The sequence below is a fragment of the Pseudoxanthomonas sp. J31 genome, from assembly GCF_000510725.1.
Lineage (GTDB): Bacteria > Pseudomonadota > Gammaproteobacteria > Xanthomonadales > Xanthomonadaceae > Pseudoxanthomonas.
Map to the genome: position 1 here is coordinate 42857 of NZ_AZNZ01000002.1, position 17252 is coordinate 60108.

Below are 17252 nucleotides of genomic sequence, written 5' to 3' on the forward strand. Positions count from 1 at the left end.
CGGCGCCTCAGGTCCAGTCGGTGATGCCCTCGCGGCGGTAGACCTCGGCGAAGCTGGGCAGCGACTTCATCCGCCTGGCGTAGTCCTGCAGCACCGGCCAGCTGTCGGTGGGCCTGGGCATGTTGCGCGACCAGCGCATCAGCATGGTCAGGACGAAATCCACCGCCGTGCGCTGCCCGCCGAGCATGTACGGGCCGCCGTTGCGCTGCAGGTGGTCGGCCACCTGCTGCCACGCCGCCTCCAGCGCGGCGCGGGCGCGTTCCTTCACCGCCTCCACGTGCTCCGGCCCGGCCGGTTCGTCCGGGTAGAACCAGGCGCGGTACTGCGGCATCAGCGTGTACACGCAGAAGCACATCCAGCGGTAGTAGTCGCCGCGCGCCGGGGTGCCCGGCGCCGGCGCCAGCCCGGCCTGCGGGTACAGGTCGGCCAGGTGCATGGCGATGGCGGCCGACTCGGTCAGCACCTGCCCGTCGATCACCAGGGTGGGCACGCGGCCGGCGGGATTGAGCGCCAGGTACTCCGGCGACTTCTGCTCGCGCCGGTCGAAGTCCAGCTGACGCAGCTCGTGCCCGATGCCCAGCTCGATCAGCAGCCAGTGCACCACCAGCGACGCGGTGCTTTGCGAACCATAGAGGACGACGGACATCGCGCGGCTCCCTGGAATGGACGTGGCGATTATCGCCCTGGCGCGGGGGCAAAAAGAACGGGGCGGCATCGCTGCCGGCCCGCCCGTGTGCCGCGATGGCGCCTGGCTCAGGCCACCACCACCGGGATCTTGCCGATCCGGGCCTGCCACTGCTTCGGGCCGGTCCTGTGCACCGACTCGCCGGTGGAGTCCACGGCGACGGTCACCGGCATGTCCTTGACTTCGAACTCGTAGATCGCCTCCATGCCCAGGTCCTCGAACGCGACCACGCGCGAGGCCTTGATCGCCTTGGACACCAGGTAGGCCGAACCGCCGACCGCCATCAGGTACACGGCCTTGTTGTCGCGGATGGCCTCGATCGCCGCGTCGCCGCGCTCGGCCTTGCCGACCATGCCCAGCAGGCCGGTCTGCTCCAGCATCTGCCGGGTGAACTTGTCCATGCGGGTGGCGGTGGTCGGGCCGGCCGGGCCGACCACCTCGTCGCGCACCGGATCGACCGGACCGACGTAGTAGATGAAGCGGTTGGTGAAGTCCACCGGCAGCTTCTCGCCGCGGCCCAGCATGTCGACCATGCGCTTGTGCGCGGCGTCGCGGCCGGTCAGCAGCTTGCCGTTGAGCAGCAGCACCTCGCCCGGCTTCCAGCTGGCCACTTCCTCGCGGGTGACCGTGTCCAGGTCCACGCGGCGGGCGTTGTGCGGGCTGTAGGTCAGCTTCGGCCAGTCCTCCAGCGAGGGCGGGTCGAGGGCGACCGGGCCGCTGCCGTCCAGGGTGAAGTGCGCGTGGCGGGTGGCGGCGCAGTTGGGGATCATCGCCACCGGCAGGTTGGCGGCGTGGGTCGGATAGTCCTTGATCTTGATGTCCAGCACCGTGGTCAGGCCGCCCAGGCCCTGGGCGCCGATGCCCAGCGCGTTGACCTTCTCGTACAGCTCCAGGCGCAGTTCCTCGATGCGGTTGGACGGGCCGCGGGCGACCAGGTCCTGGATGTCGATCGGCTCCATCAGCGCTTCCTTGGCCAGCAGCATCGCCTTCTCGGCGGTGCCGCCGATGCCGATGCCGAGCATGCCCGGCGGGCACCAGCCGGCGCCCATGGTCGGCACGGTCTTGAGCACCCAGTCGACGATGGAGTCGGAGGGATTGAGCATCACGAACTTGCTCTTGGCCTCCGAGCCGCCGCCCTTGGCCGCGACGATCACGTCCACCTTGTTGCCCGGCACGACCTTGACGTTGACCACGGCCGGGGTGTTGTCGCGGGTGTTCAGGCGCTTGCCGGCCGGGTCGGCCAGGACCGAGGCGCGCAGCTTGTTGTCCGGGTGGTTGTAGGCGCGGCGCACGCCCTCGTTGACCATGTCCTCCACGCCCATGGTCGCGTCGTCCCAGCGCACGTTCATGCCGATCTGCAGGAACACGGTGACGATGCCGGTGTCCTGGCAGATCGGGCGGTGGCCTTCGGCGCACATGCGCGAGTTGATCAGGATCTGCGCCATCGCGTCCTTGGCCGCGGGCGATTCCTCCCGCTCCCAGGCGGCGGCGAGGTTGCGGATGTAGTCGACCGGGTGGTAGTAGCTGATGTACTGCAGCGCGTCGGCGACGGACTGGATCAGGTCCTCCTGGCGGATGGACACCGGGATGTTCGACGGGCTGGACGAAGCGGAAGCGGTCACGGCTGGCTCATGGCAGGCGGAAAACCCGCCCATTTTAGGCCAAAGTGGCGGCGCGGCCGGGGCCCCTGTCACACCGGCAAGCGCTGTTCCGTCCTGGAATCCATGGAACCTGTTGATCATTTCCATCGACACCAGCCGCGCCTGCTGGCCCTGGCCTACCGGCTGCTGGGCAGCCGCGCCGACGCCGAGGACGTGGTCCAGGACACCTGGCTGCGCTGGCACCGGGCGGACCGGGCCGCCATCGCCGACCCGGAGGCCTGGCTGGTGACCACCGCCACCCGGCTGGGCATCGACCGCCTGCGCGCCGCCCGGCGCCGGCGCGAAACCTATCCGGGGCCCTGGCTGCCGGAACCGGCCCGGGTCGATCCCGACGCCCCCACCGCGGCCGCGTCCGAGCCGGCCGACGAGGCGCCCGGACCGGCGCGGGCGCTGGAACGGGCCGAGGAAGTCTCGCTCGCGTTCCTGGCGGTGCTGGAACGGCTCGGGCCCGAGGAGCGCGCGGCGTTCCTGCTGCGGGAAGTGTTCGACCACGACTACGCCGCGATCGCCCGGCTGCTGGAACGCAGCGAGGCGGCCTGCCGGCAGATGGTGCACCGCGCCCGCACGCGCATCGCCGGGGCACGGCCGCGCTTCTGGGTCGATCCGCGCCACCACCGGATCCTGCTGGAGAAGTTCATGCACGCCGCGCGCGAGGGCGACCGCGAGGCGGTGCAAGCCCTGCTGCACGCCGATGCACAGCTGGTTTCCGACGGCGGTGGCAAGGCACTGGCGGCGATCCGCCCGTTGCACGGGGCCGAGCGCATCGCCCGCCTGTTCTGGGCGGTGGCGCGGCGGCGCGATCCGGCGGTGCGCTGGCAGCTTGGCCTGGCCAACGGCGAGCCGGCGATCCTGCGCTACCGCGACGGGCGGCTGGTGGGGGTCACTGTCGCCGCCAGCGCGGACGGCCGCATCACCGCGCTGTACACCGTCGCCAATCCGGACAAGCTGGCTGTCACGGATGCGTCGCCCGGGACGTCCTGGTGGTGAAGGCGGCCATGGTGGCCCGCCGGAGCAGACCCGCATGGACTACCGTCGCGTCGAATATCCCAGGCACGTCCCGGATGCCTTCAAGGCGCTCTACACCGCCAGCAACGCCGTGCACGACGGCGTGCTGGAGCCCACCCTGGTCGAGCTGGTGTTCCTGCGGGTGTCGCAGATCAACGGTTGCGCGTTTTGCATGGACATGCACGCCACCGCCCTGCGCCGGGCCGGGGTCGACCCGCGCAAGCTCGACACCCTGCCCGGCTGGCGCGACAGCCGCTTCTTCGATGCCCGCGAGCGCGCCGCCCTGGACTGGGCCGAGGCCCTGGCCAGGCTGCCCTCCGGCGCCCCGGCCGACGCCACCTACGAGGCGCTGAAGGCGCACTTCGACGATGCCGGCATCGCCACCCTGACCATGGCCGTGGCCCTGATCAGCGCCTGGAACCGGCTGGGCGTGGGCCTGCAGCCGGAACTGCCCTGAGCGCCGCTCAGGCCCCGGCGTCGAAGCGCTCGCGCAGGGCCTGGCGGTAGCGCCGGCTGCACGGCAGCACGCTGCCGTCCTTCAGGTGCACGCGGGCATCGCCGCTGTCCAGCGGCTCGATCGAGGCGACCTGGGCCAGGGCGACCATGTAGCTGCGGTGGATCCGCGCGAAGGCGCGCGGGTCCAGCTGCTCCTCCACCCGCGCCAGGGTGCTGCGTAGCGGATAGTCGCGGCCGCCCACGCGCAGGTTCACGTAGTTGCCGGAGGCCTGCAGCCACTCGATCTCGCCGGTCGGGACCAGGAACTCGCGCCCCAGTTTGCGCACCAGGAAGCGCTCCGGGCGCGCGGGCTCGGCGTCCGCCGGCCCGGCGTCCGGCGCCGGCGGCGCCGCTTCCGGCAGGCTGGCCTCGCCCTGCCAGCGGCGCAGCAGGGCGCGGTAGCCCTCCATCACCACCACGATCAGGAAGAAGGCACGGACGTCCTTCAGGTACTCGTACACCAGCCCGCGCAGCCAAGGGCCGAACTGGTAGTCGCTGCCCAGGGCGCGGTAGACCAGTTCGCGCAGGGCCACCATGGCCAGCACGTGGACCACGCACAGCACCACGCTGGCGGCCGCGTACAGGGCCAGGCGCCGGCGCCACAGGTGCCAGTACAGCGGGAAGCGGCCCGTGAACCAGGCCAGCACCGGCACCAGCAGCAGCAGGACCAGCGCGCTGCTGCCTTCCCACACCAGCGGTTCCCAGGTCGGGATCCCGGCCCCCCGCCGCCACAGCTCCATCAGCTCGGTCAGGCTGTTGCCTGCGAAGTTGCCCAGGATCAGGAGGGTCCACAGGCCAGCCTCGACCCAGGTCTTCCAGGGGGCGTAGCGCTGGTAGGGAAACGGTTCCGGCGGAGTCATCGACGCATTCTAGCCAACGCCACCGTCGCACCGCCCCATCCGTCCCCGCGTGCCCGCGGTTCGTCCCCGCCGGCGTGCCGGTCGTCATCCGGAGCCCCACCGGCGCGGCGTGCCGTGCCAGTTTCCCGGGCCACCGACACGTCCGGAATACGCCATGCCGCGCGACGCCAGCGTACCGCCCGCCTCCACCGCCACCCGCCGCCACGACCTGGACTGGGTCCGGGTCTGCGCCTTCGGCCTGCTGGTCCTGTACCACGTGGGCATGTATTACGTGAGCTGGGACTGGCACGTGAAAAGCCCGCACGCCGGCCCCCTGCTGGAGCCGGCGATGCTGCTCACCGGTCCCTGGCGGCTGTCGCTGCTGTTCCTGGTATCCGGTGTGGCCACCGCGTTCCTGCTGGCGCAGGCCCAGCGCCAGGCCGCGGCCGGGGACGGCCGGGTACGCTTCCTCGGCAACCGCTCCTGGCGGCTGCTGCTGCCGCTGCTGTTCGGCATGGCGGTGGTGGTGCCGCCGCAGTCCTACTATGAGGTGGTCGAGCAGCTGCCCGGCGGCTACCACGACGGCTTCCTGGCTTTCTGGGCGCGCTACCTGCGCGCGGACGGTTCGTTCTGCGATGCCGGTGGCTGCCTGATCCTGCCGACCTGGAACCACCTGTGGTTCGTGGCCTACCTGTGGGTCTACACGGTGGCGCTGTGGCTGCTGTGGCGGCTGGCGCGGCCGCTCCTGGACCGCGCCGGCGGCGCGCTGGAACGCGCCCTGTGCGGCTGGGGGCTGCTGCTGTGGCCGGCGCTGGCCCTGGCCCTGGCGCGGCTGCTGCTGATCGGCCGCTACGGTTCGACCCACGCCCTGGTCGGCGACTGGTACAACCACGTCCAGTACTTCGGGGTGTTCCTGCTCGGCTTCCTGGCCGCGCGCCGCGACGGGTTCTGGGACGCGGCCGTGCGCCTGCGCTGGCCGGCCCTGCTGCTGTGGCTGGGCAGCTGGGCCGTGCTGGCCGGCTATACCGTTTCCTACGCCGGCAGCGAGCCGCCCCAGGCCCTGCGCCTGGCCATGCGCGCGGTGTGGGGCGTGGACCAGTGGTGCGCGATCGTCGCCGTGCTCGGCTTTGCCCGGCGGCTGTCGCCGGGCGACGGCCCGCTGCTGCGCTACCTGGTGCCGGCGGTTTTCCCGGTCTACATCCTGCACCAGACCGTCACCGTGGTCGCCGCGCACAACCTGCAACCGCTGGACCTGCATCCGGCGCTGGAGGGGCCGCTGCTGGTGCTGCTGACCTTCGCCACCTGCTTCGCCGCCTATGAGGTGGTCCGGCGGGTGCCACTGCTGCGGCCGCTGTTCGGACTGCAGTACCGCGAGCGGTCCGCGCCAGCCGCCGCTCAGGCCGGGACGGCGTGCTCGACCACCAGCTGCACCGCCGAGCCGCCACGGTAATCGTCCGGCTGCAGGCGGTAGGCCAGGTGCAGGTGCGGGGCCGGCGCACTGCCCTGCCAGCCGCCGAAGTGGATTGCCGCCAGCGGCTCACGCCGGTCCGGGTGGCGCAGCCGCAGGCGCAGGTGGCGCTCGCCGACCGGGCGGTAGTCCAGGACCTCGAAGCAACCGTCGAACAGCGGCTCCGGGAAGCCCTGCCCCCACGGCCCGCCGTCGCGCAGCGCCTCGGCGTGGAAGCGGTCGAACTCCTGCGGCAGCAGCTCGCCGTCGCTGAGCAGTTCGGCCTGCAGCAGTGCATCGTCCAGGGTGGCGCGGGCGTGTTCCTGCCAGGCCTGCTCGAACGCCGGCAGCTTGGCCAGTTCCAGGGTCAGGCCGGCGGCCATGGCATGGCCGCCGAAGCGCTGCACCAGTCCCGGATGGCGCGCGTCCACCGCGGCCAGGGCGTCGCGGATGTGGAAGCCGGCGATCGAGCGCGCCGAGCCGCGCAACACCTGCGCGCCGGGCTCGGCCGGAGCGAAGGCCAGCACCGGCCGGTACAGGCGCTCCTTCATCTTCGAGGCCACCAGCCCGACCACGCCCGGATGCCACTCCGGGTCGAACAGGCACGGCGCCAGCGGCGGCGCGCCGTGGTCGACCTGCGCGCGCGCCAGGGCCGCCTCGGCGTCGTCGGTCATCGCCTGCTGCACGGCGCGGCGCTCGGCGTTGATCTCGTTGAGGATGCCGGCCAGTTCGCGCGCGCGCTGCGGGTCGTCGGTGAGCAGGCATTCGATGCCCAGGGCCATGTCCTCCAGGCGCCCGGCGGCGTTGAGCCGCGGGCCCACGGCAAAGCCGATGTCGGCCGCGGTCAGGCAGGCCAGGTCGCGGCCGCAGACCTCGACCAGGGCGCGCAGCCCGGCGCAGGCCTGGCCGGCGCGCAGGCGGCGCAGGCCGGCCGCGGCCAGGGCGCGGTTGTTGGCGTCCAGCGGCACCAGGTCGGCGATGGTGCCGACCGCGACCAGGTCCAGCAGGCTGGACAGGTCCGGTTCGCCGGCCGGGAACGCGCCGGACTGGCGCAGGTGCCGGCGCAGCGCGAGCAGGACGTAGAAGATCACGCCCACGCCGGCCAGGCACTTGCTCGGGAAGGCGTCGCCGGCGCAGTTCGGGTTGACGATGGCGTCGGCCGGCGGCAGCTGCTGGCCCGGCAGGTGGTGGTCGGTGACCAGTACCTGCCAGCCGCGCGCGCGCGCGGCGGCGACGCCGGCATGGCAGGCGATGCCGTGGTCCACGGTGACCAGCAGTTCCGGCTGCAGCGCCGCCAGTTCCTCCACCAGCGCAGGCGACAGGCCGTAGCCGTGGACCATGCGGTTGGGCACCGCGTGCGAGACCCTGCGCGCGCCGAGCATGCGCAGGCCGCGCACGCCCACCGCGCAGGCGGTCGCGCCGTCGCAGTCGAAGTCGCCGACCACCACGATGTGGCGGTCGTCGCGGATGGCCGAGGCCAGCAGTGCGACCGCCGCCGGCAGGCCGCCCAGCGCGTCCGGCGGCAGCAGGTCGGACAGGCGCGGCCGCGCCAGTTCGAAGCGGTCGGCGCCGCGCGCGGCGTACACCCGGCGCAGCAGCGGCGGCACGTGGCCGGGCCAGGCGCCGCCCACTACCACGGGCTCGCGGCGGCGGATCCGGGGAGCGGCGGGACTCATGCGCGCGGCGCGGGAGAGTTCATGCGTCCAGCGAACGCAGCGGGCTGCGCCAGAAGCGCCAGCGCTGGCCGCGGCGCAGGTGCAGGCGGGTGCCGTCCTCGAAGTCCAGCAGCAAGGTGTCGAACTCGTCGCGTGCCATCGAAGCCAGCAGCGGCGGCAGCACCTGGTTGCCCAGCACCTCCAGCGAACGCAGGTGGCGCAGGTCGACCAGGCTGTCGCCCACCGCGCCCGGCGGCGTGTCGGCGGCGGTGGCCGGGGTCGCGGTGGCGGCGCCGGCCTCGCCGGCCAGGGCCTGCACCAGCGGATCGGGGCTGCGCACGTTCATGTAGCTCGACTGCACGCTGTCCGGGGCCACGCCGGCGCCCCAGAACCACAGCGAGTTGACCGCGGGCCGGCCATGGTCGGTGCGCGCGCGGTTCCAGGGGTGGTGGTGCAGCGCGACCTGGACCTCGGTGATCAGCGCGCGCCAGCGCCGCGACACCGGGTCCTCGCCCAGCGGCAGCGCGTTGAACAGGTCGTCGCCGAGCGCGTCCTCGGGCGCGGTGAACTCCGGCAGCGGGGTACCGGCAGGCAGGCGCAGGTACCAGCGTGCCGGATGCGGCGCATCCAGCTGGTAGCCGGCGTCGCCGAACAGCGGCTTGAGCACCGGCAGCAGCGCCTGCGCGTCCAGGGTGTCCAGGCCCAGGCCTTCGCCCCAGCCGAGCAGGCGCGCGCCGTTGAGGTCCGGCGCCACGTGCGCCGGATCGGCGCGCAGCCACAGTGCGTCGCCGGCATCGCTGCCGGCATCGGCGCGGCGGGTGAGCGCGGCCACCGGCCAGTGGTCCGGGGTCAGGCGGAAGTGGCGGCGCAGCTGGGCGCGGCCGCCGGGCTCGAGCTGCTCGCGGTCGGCGCGCCCGAAGGCGCGCGCGGCCGCCTGCGGCAGGGGCCCGGGCAACCTGTCCCGGGCCGGCAGCAGCAGCGCGATGGCGGTCATCGCCGGCCTCTCAGCCCACGTACTCGACGCTGACGATCTCGTATTCGCGCTTGCCGGCGGGGGCCTCGATCACGATGGTGTCGCCCTCCTCCTTGCCGATCAGCGCGCGGGCCACGGGCGAGGAGATCGCGATCAGGCCCTGCTTGATGTCCGCCTCCAGGTCGCCAACGATCTGGTAGCGGACCTCCTCGTCGGTCTCCACGTCGGCCAGGGTCACGGTGGCGCCGAACACCACCTTGCTGCCGGCATTGAGCTTGGTCACGTCGATCAGGTCGGCGTGCGACAGCTCGCTCTCCAGCTGCTTGATCCGGCCTTCGATGAAGCCCTGCTGCTCGCGCGCGGCGTGGTACTCGGCGTTCTCCTTCAGGTCGCCGTGGCCGCGCGCTTCGGCGATGGCGGCGATCACTTCCGGACGCTTCACCGTCTTGAGGTGCTCCAGCTCCTCGCGCAGGCGCTGGGCGCCTTTAAGGGTCAGGGGGGCTCTCACGATTGCAGCTCCTTGTGCAGCTCCTGCAGGGACCAGACCGGGCCGGTCCCGCGGTATTCAAGCGAATGCACCAGCGCCTTGGCGCCGGCGACGGTGGTCGAGTAGGTCACGCGCTGCTGCAGCGCCTCGCGCCGGATGGAGAACGAGTCGGCGATGGCGGCGCGGCCCTCGGTGGTGTTGACGATGTAGGCGATCTCGCCGTTCTTGATCGCGTCGACGATGTGCGGGCGGCCCTCGGCGACCTTGTTGACCACGGTGCACTCCACGCCGTGGTCCTGCAACCACTGCGCGGTGCCGCGGGTGGCGACGATGCTGAAGCCGCGCTCGACCAGGGCCTTGGCCACCGGCACCACGCGCTTCTTGTCCGGGTCGCGCACCGACACGAACGCCTTGCCCGGCTGCGGCGCGCGGATGCCGCCGGCCTCCTGGGCGCGCGCCATGGCCGCGCCGAAGCTGCGGCCCACGCCCATCACCTCGCCGGTGGAGCGCATCTCCGGGCCGAGGATCGGGTCCACGCCCTGGAACTTGGCGAACGGGAAGATCGCTTCCTTGACCGAGTAGTAGCTGGGCACGACCTCGCGGGTCGCGCCCTGCTCGGCCAGGGTGCGGCCGGTCATGCAGCGGGCGGCGATCTTGGCCAGCTGCACGCCGGTGGCCTTGGACACGAACGGCACCGTGCGCGAGGCGCGCGGGTTCACCTCCAGCAGGTAGACGGTGTCGGTGCCGTCCTCGTTGGACTGGATGGCGAACTGGGTGTTCATCAGGCCGACCACCTTCAGCGCCTTCGCCAGCTCGCGCACCTGCCGGCGCAGCTCGTCCTGGGTGGCCTGCGACAGCGAGTACGGCGGCAGCGAGCAGGACGAGTCGCCGGAATGCACGCCGGCCTCCTCGATGTGCTCCATCACGCCGCCGATCAGGGTGGCGCCGGTGGCGTCGGCGATCAGGTCGACGTCGACCTCGACCGCGTTGTCCAGGAAGCGGTCCAGCAGCACCGGCGAGTCGTTGGACACCTTCACCGCGTCGCGCACGTAGCGGGCCAGGTCGGCCTCGCCGTACACGATCTCCATGGCGCGGCCGCCCAGCACGTAGCTGGGACGCACGACCAGCGGGTAGCCGATCTCGCGGGCCAGGGCCAGCGCCTCGTCGGCGGTGCGCGCGGTGCGGTTCGGCGGCTGCTTCAGGCCCAGCTTCTCGACCAGCTGCTGGAAGCGCTCGCGGTCCTCGGCCAGGTCGATGGAGTCGGGGCTGGTGCCGACCACCGGCACGCCGTTGGCCTCCAGCGCGCGCGCCAGCTTCAGCGGGGTCTGGCCACCGTACTGCACGATCACGCCCTTGGGCTGCTCCAGCTCGACGATCTCCAGCACGTCCTCGAGGGTGAGCGGCTCGAAGTACAGGCGGTCGGAGGTGTCGTAGTCGGTGGAGACCGTCTCCGGGTTGCAGTTGACCATGATGGTCTCGTAGCCATCCTCGCGCAGGGCAAGGGCGGCGTGGACGCAGCAGTAGTCGAACTCGATGCCCTGGCCGATGCGGTTGGGGCCGCCGCCCAGGATCATGATCTTGTCGCGGTTGCTCGGATTGGCCTCGCACTCGTCCTCGTAGGTCGAGTACAGGTAGGCGGTGCTGGTGGCGAACTCGGCGGCGCAGGAGTCCACGCGCTTGTAAACCGGGCGCACCTTGTGCGCGCGGCGCAGGGCGCGGACCGCGGCCTCGTTGGTGCCGGCCAGCTGCGCCAGGCGCGCGTCGGAGAAGCCGTCGCGCTTGAGCTTGCGCAGGCGCTTGCCGTCCAGCGAATCCAGCCCCTCGGCGGCCACCCGCTTCTCCTCGGCGATGATCTCCTCGATCTGGTCCAGGAACCACGGGTCGATGAACGACAGGGCGTGGATCTCCTCCACGCTCATGCCGGCGCGGAAGGCGTCGGCCACGTAGAACAGGCGCTCCGGGCCGGGAGCCTTGAGCTCGCGGCGCAGGGTCGCCAGGTCCTCCTCGTCCGCCAGGTCCAGGCCGGTCGGGTCGAAGCCCACCTTGCCGGTCTCCAGGCCGCGCAGGGCCTTCTGCACCGACTCGCGGAAGGTGCGGCCCATGGCCATCACCTCGCCCACCGACTTCATCTGGGTGGTCAGGCGCGAATCGGCCTGCGGGAACTTCTCGAAGGCGAAGCGCGGGATCTTGGTGACCACGTAGTCGATCGCCGGCTCGAACGAGGCCGGGGTCTTGCCGCCGGTGATCTCGTTCTTCAGCTCGTCCAGGGTGTAGCCCACCGCCAGCTTGGCCGCGACCTTGGCGATCGGGAAGCCGGTGGCCTTGGAGGCCAGCGCCGAGGAACGCGACACGCGCGGATTCATCTCGATCACCACGACGCGGCCGGTCTGGGCGTTGACGCCGAACTGCACGTTGGAGCCGCCGGTGTCCACGCCGATCTTGCGCAGCACCGCGATGGAGGCGTCGCGCAGGCGCTGGTATTCCTTGTCGGTCAGGGTCTGCGCCGGGGCCACGGTGATCGAGTCGCCGGTGTGCACGCCCATCGGGTCGAGGTTCTCGATCGAGCAGACGATGATGCAGTTGTCCGCCTTGTCGCGGACCACCTCCATCTCGAACTCCTTCCAGCCCAGCACCGACTCCTCGATCAGGACCTCGTGCACCGGCGACAGCTCCAGGCCGCGCTTGACGATCTCCTCGAACTCCTCGCGGTTGTAGGCGATGCCGCCGCCGCTGCCGCCCAGGGTGAAGGACGGGCGGATGATGGTCGGGTAGCCCACCTTGGCCTGGATCTCCACCGCCTGCTCGAAGCTCTTCGCCACCTCGGCCTTCGGGCACTCCAGGCCGATCTCCTGCATGGCCACGCGGAACAGCTCGCGGTCCTCGGCCATGCGGATGGCCTCGCGCGAGGCGCCGATCAGCTCGACGCCGTACTTCTCCAGCACGCCGTGGTCGGCCAGGTCCAGGGCGCAGTTGAGCGCGGTCTGGCCGCCCATGGTCGGCAGCAGCGCGTCCGGGCGCTCCTTGGCGATGATCTTCTCGACCGTCTGCCAGTTGATCGGCTCGATGTACACCGCGTCGGCGGTGTCCGGGTCGGTCATGATCGTGGCCGGGTTGCTGTTGACCAGCACCACCCGGTAGCCCTCCTCGCGCAGCGCCTTGCACGCCTGCGCGCCCGAGTAGTCGAACTCGCAGGCCTGGCCGATGACGATCGGGCCGGCGCCGATGATGAGGATGGTCTTGATGTCGCTGCGCTTGGGCATTTCGTTCTCTGGATTGCGGGGAGCGCGCCTTGGGCTGCGGCTCCCGGGCCGGTGGGCGTGCCGCGGCGGCCGGTCAGGCCGCCATCGAGGCCACGAAACGGTCGAACAGGGGCGCCACGTCGTGCGGGCCCGGCGAGGCTTCCGGATGGCCCTGGAACGAGAACGCCGGGGCGTCGGTCAGCTCGATGCCCTGGTTGGTGCCGTCGAACAGCGAGCGGTGTGTGACGCGCACGTTCGCCGGCAGGCTGGCCTCGTCGACCGCGAAGCCGTGGTTCTGCGAAGTGATCAGCACGCGGCCGCTGCCCAGCTCCTGCACCGGGTGGTTGGCGCCGTGGTGGCCGTTGGCCATCTTGATGGTACGCGCGCCGGCAGCCAGGGCCAGCAGCTGGTGGCCCAGGCAGATGCCGAACAGCGGCACCTTCTTGGCCAGGAACTCGCGGATCGCGGCGATGGCGTAGCCGCACGGCTCCGGGTCGCCCGGGCCATTGGACAGGAACACGCCGTCGGGATTCAGCGCCAGCACCTCGGTGGCCGGGGTCTTCGCCGGCACCACGGTGACCTCGCAGCCGCGCTCGGCGAGCATGCGCAGGATGTTGGTCTTCACGCCGAAGTCATAGGCGACGACGCGGTACTTCTTCTCCGCGCCGACGAAGGCGTTGCGGTCCAGGTCCAGCTGGCCCTCGGTCCAGGCGTAGCGCTCGGTGGTGCTGACCACCTGGGCCAGGTCCATGCCCTTCAGGCCCGGGAACTTGCGCGCCGCTTCCAGCGCGGTGTCCACGTCGATGCCCTCGCCCGCCATCAGCGCGCCGTTCTGGGCGCCGCGCTCGCGCAGCAGGCGGGTCAGCCTGCGGGTGTCGATGCCGGCGATGGCGACCACGCCGCGCACGGCCAGCCAGTCCTGCAGCGGGGCTTCGCTGCGCCAGTTGCTGGGGCGTCGCGGCACGTCGCGCACGATCAGGCCGGCCGACCAGACCTTGCCGGCCTCGTCGTCCTGGCCGGTGCAGCCGGTGTTGCCGATGTGGGGATAGGTCAGGGTGACCAGCTGCCGCGCATAGGACGGGTCGGTCACGATCTCCTGGTAGCCGGTCATGGCGGTGTTGAACACCACTTCGCCGACGGCGAGGCCACTTGCGCCTACGGATTCGCCCTCGAACACGGTGCCGTCTTCGAGGACGAGGATTGCGGGATGGGTCACGTCGTTCGCCTTCAGGTGGAGGAGCCCTGTCGCCGGCCCAGCCAGAGGCGGGCTGCAAAAAACCGCGGACTGGCATCTCTCCGGTCCGGGCATGGGGGTAACAGGCGAGCGGGAATTGTACCGGCGACGCCCCCAAAAGGGAACGCCGCCGTTCACGCGGCGAATGGTTTCGCGCGTCGTTCAGCCCTGGCCGAAAAGCAGGTCGCGCAAGGTGTACAGGCCCGGTGGGCGGCCCGCCAGCGCGGTGGCCGCCTGCAGCGCGCCGCGGGCGAAGATGTCGCGGCTGGTGGCGCGGTGCACGAGTTCGACGCGCTCGCCCTGCCCGGCGAACTGCACCGTGTGCTCGCCGACGATGTCGCCGGCGCGCAGGCTGGCATACCGCGGCTCGGCGCCGCCGCGGACGGCCGCCTCGCCCAGGGTCAGGGCGGTGCCCGAGGGGGCATCCTTCTTGTGCACGTGGTGCTGTTCGACGATGTCGCAGTCCCAGCCGGCCAGCGCGCGCGCGGCCTGCTCGACCAGTTCGTTCAGCACCGCCACGCCCACACTGAAGTTGGAGGCCCAAAGCACGGGGATCGTGGCGGCGGCCTGCTCCAGCGCCTGGCGCTGCCCGGCGGAGATGCCGGTGGTGCCCGAGACCAGCGGCCGGCGCCGCTTCACGCACTGCGCCAGCACCGGCTCGAAGCCTTCCGGCAGGCTGAAGTCGATGGCCACGTCGAAATCCGGGACCCCGGACAGTTCGGCCGCGGCGAACTGCGGGATGCCGTCGACCACCCGCTGCAGCGGCGCGCGGCCGGCCACCGCGGCGACCACCTGCCAGCGTTCGGGGGCGTCGGCGGCAAGCCGCAGCAGGGCCCGGCCCATGCGCCCGGAAGCGCCGTGAATGAGGATCCGCAGGGGCTTGTCCATAGGCCTCGCAGGCTAGCCGGGCGGCGGGTCCGCCGGCAAGCGCGGAAGCGGAATGCAGGGTGCGGCACGGCGGGTGCCGCGCGGCTCACCAGACCAGGTCGTCGGGGACCTGGTAACGCGGGTCGGCGTAGGGATCCTCCTCCGCCGTGGCGTCGGGGTCGACCTTCAGCGCCACCGCCTGCGGGAAGATCTGCTCGGCCTGGGCCAGCACCTGGGCATCCACCAGCAGGTAGCGGCCATTGAGCTGGACCACGCCCAGCTGCCCGGCGTTGAGTTCGCGCAGCTGCGCGGCGGTGACGTAGATGCGCTTGATCTTGCCGCCGTACTCGAAGTGCCGGGCGATGTCGGCCGCCTCGTCGTTGAGGACCTTGTCCTTGAGCAGCTCCTCAAGCTTCGCGCGCGCCTCGCGGCGCTGGCGCGCCTCTTCCTGGCGGCGCTGCTCGGCTTCGATCCGCTCCTGCTTTTCCTGCTGCGCGCGCAGCGCCCAGGCCTTGCCCAGGTCGATCTCGCCCTCGTGGCGGCGCTTCGGCGCGGCCTCGCCCTTGCGCTGCGGGGCACCCTTGCGCGGCGCCCCGCCCTGCGGCGGACGCGGCTTGCCGCCCCCGTCCTTGCGCGGTGGCTGGCGGCGTTCGGGCGCGGGCGCCTTGAACCCTAGGTTGAGGAGCTGGTCGCGGAGGCTGTCGGTCATGGCATCAACGGGCCGCAGGCCCATGGGATCGGTGGCGGCGCGGGAGCGCCGGCGGTCAGTAGTGCGGCGGCGGCGGTTCGCTGCCCGGATCGGCGTAGAGCGCGCCGCGCAGCCCGCGCAGGTCGGCCAGCACCGCCTGCAGGATGGCGTCGGTGCGGGCGCGCTCCAGGCGCGCCTCGGCCAGCGCCTCGCTCAGCTCCGACAGCGCCTGCTCCTGGAACGCCAGGCGCGTTTCCAGCTCGACCAGCCGCTGTTCCAGATCGTCCTGACCGTACTGCATGGTGTTTCGTTCCTTGCCGCAGGGGCGGCACGCGGCGTGGCGGGCCGCCCGCTTCCCGGACGGCGCCGCCGTGCCCTGCCCGCCTCAGCGGGCGATGTCGAGCAGCTCGACGTCGAAGGTCAGGGTCGCATCCGGACCGATCACGCCACCCGGCGCGCCGTTGGCACCGTAGGCCAGGTCGGACGGGATCCAGAAGCGGTACTTGGCGCCCACCGGCATCAGCGACACGCCCTCGGTCCAGCCGGCGATCACGCTGCCCAGCGGGAACTCGGCCGGCTGGCCGCGCTGGTAGGAGCTGTCGAACACGGTGCCGTCCAGCAGCTTGCCCTCGTAGTTGACGCGCACGGTGTCGCTGGGGGTCGGACGCGCGCCGCTGCCCTGGCGCAGGACCATGTACTGCAGGCCCGACGGGGTGGTGATCACGCCCTTCTGCTTCTTGTTCTCGGCCAGGAAGGCGGCACCCTCTGCGCGGTTCTTCTCGGCCACGGCCTGCTGCTTGCGGGCCATGTAGGACTGCAGCGCGGCGCCGGCCTCCTGCTGGTTCAGCAGCGGTGTGCCCTTGGCGAACGCGGTGCGCACGGCCTGCATCAGCACGGCCAGGTCGATGTCGTCCTTGAGCGGGGCCAGCGACGGGCCGATCATGCGGTCGCCGATCAGCAGGCCGACCTGCTCGGCCGGCGGGGCCGGCGGCTCGGCGCCGGGCGCCATGCCCGGGACGCGCTGGCCCTGGCGGGCCGCCAGCGCGGCGCGCAGGGCGGCGTCGGTGGCGCGCGCCTGCTCCTCGGACTGCAGCGGCTGGCCGCCGGCGAAGGCGTTGGCGACGGCACGCTGCATCGCGTCCAGGTCCACGTGCGGGGCCAGCGGCTCGAACGAGCTGGCCACGTCCAGGCCGATCGCGTAGCTGACCTTGTCCTTCTCCGTGGCCAGCGAGGCCTTGTCCTGGGCCATCGCCGCGCCGGTCATCACGCTCGCTCCCATCACCAGCGACGCCAGGGCGCCGCGCATGCGGTTGTTCATTCGTTACGGTTCCAATGAGGTGGATCGATCGCCGGCCCGGGGCCGGTCCGCGCGCATTGTCGCATGCGCCGCGGCGGCGGTCAGCGCGTGCCGGCGGCGCGCGGCGCCGGGCGCGCCAGCTCGCGCTCGATCGCCGCCACCAGGGCCGGGTCCAGCGGCTCGACCTTGCTTGGCCAGTTGCCGACCACCCGCCCGTCCCGGGAGACCAGGTACTTGTGGAAGTTCCAGCCCGGCTGCACCCCGGTGGCGGCGGCCAGGCGCCGGTACAGCGGCGTGGCTTCCTCGCCGATCACCTGGACCTTCTCGTACATGGGGAACTTCACTCCGTAGGTCAGGGTGCAGAACTCCTGGATCTGGGCCTCGTCGCCCGGCTCCTGGCCGCGGAAATCGTTCGAGGGGAAACCGATCACCGCGAAGCCGCGCCCGGCGTAACGCTGGTGCAGCGCCTCCAGGCCCTCGTATTGCGGGGTGAAGCCGCACTTGCTGGCGGTGTTGACCACCAGCAGGACCTGGCCGGCATGGCGTTCGGCCAGGTTCACCGGGGTGCGCGAGGCCAGCGGGCGGTACTCCAGATCCAGCAGGTCGCTGCCGGCAGCCGCGGCCGGCGCCGCGAGTCCCAGGGAAATACCGATTGCCATCAACCATTTGGATGCTTTCAT

Annotated in this window: 16 protein-coding genes; 3 read left to right on the top strand and 13 right to left on the bottom strand. The window is 71.9% G+C overall.

What is annotated here, in order from left to right; translation table 11 throughout:
* Positions 1 to 7: 7 nt before the first annotated feature.
* The gene (locus PSEJ31_RS0103485; RefSeq protein WP_028914665.1) at positions 8 to 646 is read right to left on the bottom strand and encodes a glutathione S-transferase family protein; all 639 of its coding nucleotides are present in this window, start codon (positions 644 to 646) and stop codon (positions 8 to 10) included.
* A 107-nt stretch (positions 647 to 753) separates the two neighbouring features.
* Positions 754 to 2268 carry a fumarate hydratase gene (locus tag PSEJ31_RS0103490; protein ID WP_051403635.1) on the bottom strand — a complete coding sequence of 505 codons (1515 nt, stop codon included), beginning with the start codon at positions 2266 to 2268 and terminating at the stop codon, positions 754 to 756.
* Between the two features lie 141 nt (positions 2269 to 2409).
* Here PSEJ31_RS0103490 and PSEJ31_RS0103495 point away from each other — a divergent pair, with 141 nt between their 5' ends.
* Complete coding sequence (locus PSEJ31_RS0103495) at positions 2410 to 3333, top strand: RNA polymerase sigma-70 factor (protein ID WP_028914667.1); 924 nt, start codon at positions 2410 to 2412, stop codon at positions 3331 to 3333.
* 34 nt (positions 3334 to 3367) lie between these two features.
* Complete coding sequence (locus tag PSEJ31_RS0103500; RefSeq protein WP_028914668.1) at positions 3368 to 3808, top strand: carboxymuconolactone decarboxylase family protein; 441 nt, start codon at positions 3368 to 3370, stop codon at positions 3806 to 3808.
* A 7-nt stretch (positions 3809 to 3815) separates the two neighbouring features.
* Here PSEJ31_RS0103500 and PSEJ31_RS0103505 read toward each other — a convergent pair whose 3' ends face one another.
* Positions 3816 to 4706 (bottom strand): LytTR family DNA-binding domain-containing protein, encoded by an 891-nt coding sequence (locus PSEJ31_RS0103505; RefSeq protein ID WP_028914669.1) that lies wholly within the window; start codon positions 4704 to 4706, stop codon positions 3816 to 3818.
* Between the two features lie 154 nt (positions 4707 to 4860).
* Here PSEJ31_RS0103505 and PSEJ31_RS0103510 point away from each other — a divergent pair, with 154 nt between their 5' ends.
* A complete protein-coding gene (locus PSEJ31_RS0103510; RefSeq protein WP_028914670.1) occupies positions 4861 to 6135 on the top strand; it encodes an acyltransferase family protein in 1275 nt (424 codons plus the stop codon).
* Here the strand turns inward: PSEJ31_RS0103510 and recJ are convergent.
* From recJ to PSEJ31_RS0103560, 10 genes are all read right to left on the bottom strand, one after another.
* Positions 6081 to 7808: a single-stranded-DNA-specific exonuclease RecJ gene (recJ, locus tag PSEJ31_RS0103515; protein WP_028914671.1), complete on the bottom strand. Its 1728-nt coding sequence runs from the start codon at positions 7806 to 7808 to the stop codon at positions 6081 to 6083. The two genes, PSEJ31_RS0103510 and recJ, sit on opposite strands and share 55 nt — an antisense overlap.
* A gap of 19 nt (positions 7809 to 7827) precedes the next feature.
* Positions 7828 to 8781: a phosphoglycerate mutase gene (locus tag PSEJ31_RS0103520; RefSeq protein WP_028914672.1), complete on the bottom strand. Its 954-nt coding sequence runs from the start codon at positions 8779 to 8781 to the stop codon at positions 7828 to 7830.
* A 10-nt stretch (positions 8782 to 8791) separates the two neighbouring features.
* Positions 8792 to 9268 (bottom strand): transcription elongation factor GreA, encoded by a 477-nt coding sequence (gene greA, locus PSEJ31_RS0103525; RefSeq protein ID WP_026010350.1) that lies wholly within the window; start codon positions 9266 to 9268, stop codon positions 8792 to 8794.
* On the bottom strand, positions 9265 to 12507 hold the full coding sequence (gene carB / locus PSEJ31_RS0103530; RefSeq protein ID WP_028914673.1) for a carbamoyl-phosphate synthase large subunit: 3243 nt from the start codon (positions 12505 to 12507) through the stop codon (positions 9265 to 9267). The genes greA and carB overlap by 4 nt, the downstream gene beginning before the upstream one ends.
* Positions 12508 to 12580: 73 nt before the next feature.
* Positions 12581 to 13702: a glutamine-hydrolyzing carbamoyl-phosphate synthase small subunit gene (gene carA / locus PSEJ31_RS0103535; RefSeq protein WP_028914674.1), complete on the bottom strand. Its 1122-nt coding sequence runs from the start codon at positions 13700 to 13702 to the stop codon at positions 12581 to 12583.
* A gap of 180 nt (positions 13703 to 13882) precedes the next feature.
* Positions 13883 to 14608: a 4-hydroxy-tetrahydrodipicolinate reductase gene (gene dapB / locus PSEJ31_RS0103540; RefSeq protein WP_083852389.1), complete on the bottom strand. Its 726-nt coding sequence runs from the start codon at positions 14606 to 14608 to the stop codon at positions 13883 to 13885.
* 85 nt (positions 14609 to 14693) lie between these two features.
* Positions 14694 to 15296, bottom strand: coding sequence for a DUF2058 family protein (locus tag PSEJ31_RS0103545; RefSeq protein ID WP_019397821.1), 603 nt, complete (start codon positions 15294 to 15296; stop codon positions 14694 to 14696).
* 55 nt (positions 15297 to 15351) lie between these two features.
* On the bottom strand, positions 15352 to 15576 hold the full coding sequence (locus PSEJ31_RS0103550) for a SlyX family protein (RefSeq protein ID WP_019397822.1): 225 nt from the start codon (positions 15574 to 15576) through the stop codon (positions 15352 to 15354).
* A gap of 84 nt (positions 15577 to 15660) precedes the next feature.
* Positions 15661 to 16593: an FKBP-type peptidyl-prolyl cis-trans isomerase gene (locus PSEJ31_RS0103555; protein ID WP_019397823.1), complete on the bottom strand. Its 933-nt coding sequence runs from the start codon at positions 16591 to 16593 to the stop codon at positions 15661 to 15663.
* A gap of 80 nt (positions 16594 to 16673) precedes the next feature.
* The gene (locus PSEJ31_RS0103560) at positions 16674 to 17252 is read right to left on the bottom strand and encodes a glutathione peroxidase (RefSeq protein WP_026010353.1); all 579 of its coding nucleotides are present in this window, start codon (positions 17250 to 17252) and stop codon (positions 16674 to 16676) included.

Coding starts and splice junctions, on each gene's coding strand:
- PSEJ31_RS0103485 (WP_028914665.1), bottom strand. CDS start 646: ATGTCCGTCGTCCTCTATGGTTCGCAAAGCACCGCGTCGCTGGTGGTG.
- PSEJ31_RS0103495 (WP_028914667.1), top strand. CDS start 2,410: ATGGAACCTGTTGATCATTTCCATCGACACCAGCCGCGCCTGCTGGCC.
- PSEJ31_RS0103500 (WP_028914668.1), top strand. CDS start 3,368: ATGGACTACCGTCGCGTCGAATATCCCAGGCACGTCCCGGATGCCTTC.
- PSEJ31_RS0103505 (WP_028914669.1), bottom strand. CDS start 4,706: ATGACTCCGCCGGAACCGTTTCCCTACCAGCGCTACGCCCCCTGGAAG.
- PSEJ31_RS0103510 (WP_028914670.1), top strand. CDS start 4,861: ATGCCGCGCGACGCCAGCGTACCGCCCGCCTCCACCGCCACCCGCCGC.
- recJ (WP_028914671.1), bottom strand. CDS start 7,808: ATGAGTCCCGCCGCTCCCCGGATCCGCCGCCGCGAGCCCGTGGTAGTG.
- PSEJ31_RS0103520 (WP_028914672.1), bottom strand. CDS start 8,781: ATGACCGCCATCGCGCTGCTGCTGCCGGCCCGGGACAGGTTGCCCGGG.
- carB (WP_028914673.1), bottom strand. CDS start 12,507: ATGCCCAAGCGCAGCGACATCAAGACCATCCTCATCATCGGCGCCGGC.
- dapB (WP_083852389.1), bottom strand. CDS start 14,608: ATGGACAAGCCCCTGCGGATCCTCATTCACGGCGCTTCCGGGCGCATG.
- PSEJ31_RS0103545 (WP_019397821.1), bottom strand. CDS start 15,296: ATGACCGACAGCCTCCGCGACCAGCTCCTCAACCTAGGGTTCAAGGCG.
- PSEJ31_RS0103550 (WP_019397822.1), bottom strand. CDS start 15,576: ATGCAGTACGGTCAGGACGATCTGGAACAGCGGCTGGTCGAGCTGGAA.
- PSEJ31_RS0103555 (WP_019397823.1), bottom strand. CDS start 16,593: ATGAACAACCGCATGCGCGGCGCCCTGGCGTCGCTGGTGATGGGAGCG.
- PSEJ31_RS0103560 (WP_026010353.1), bottom strand. CDS start 17,252: ATGAAAGCATCCAAATGGTTGATGGCAATCGGTATTTCCCTGGGACTC.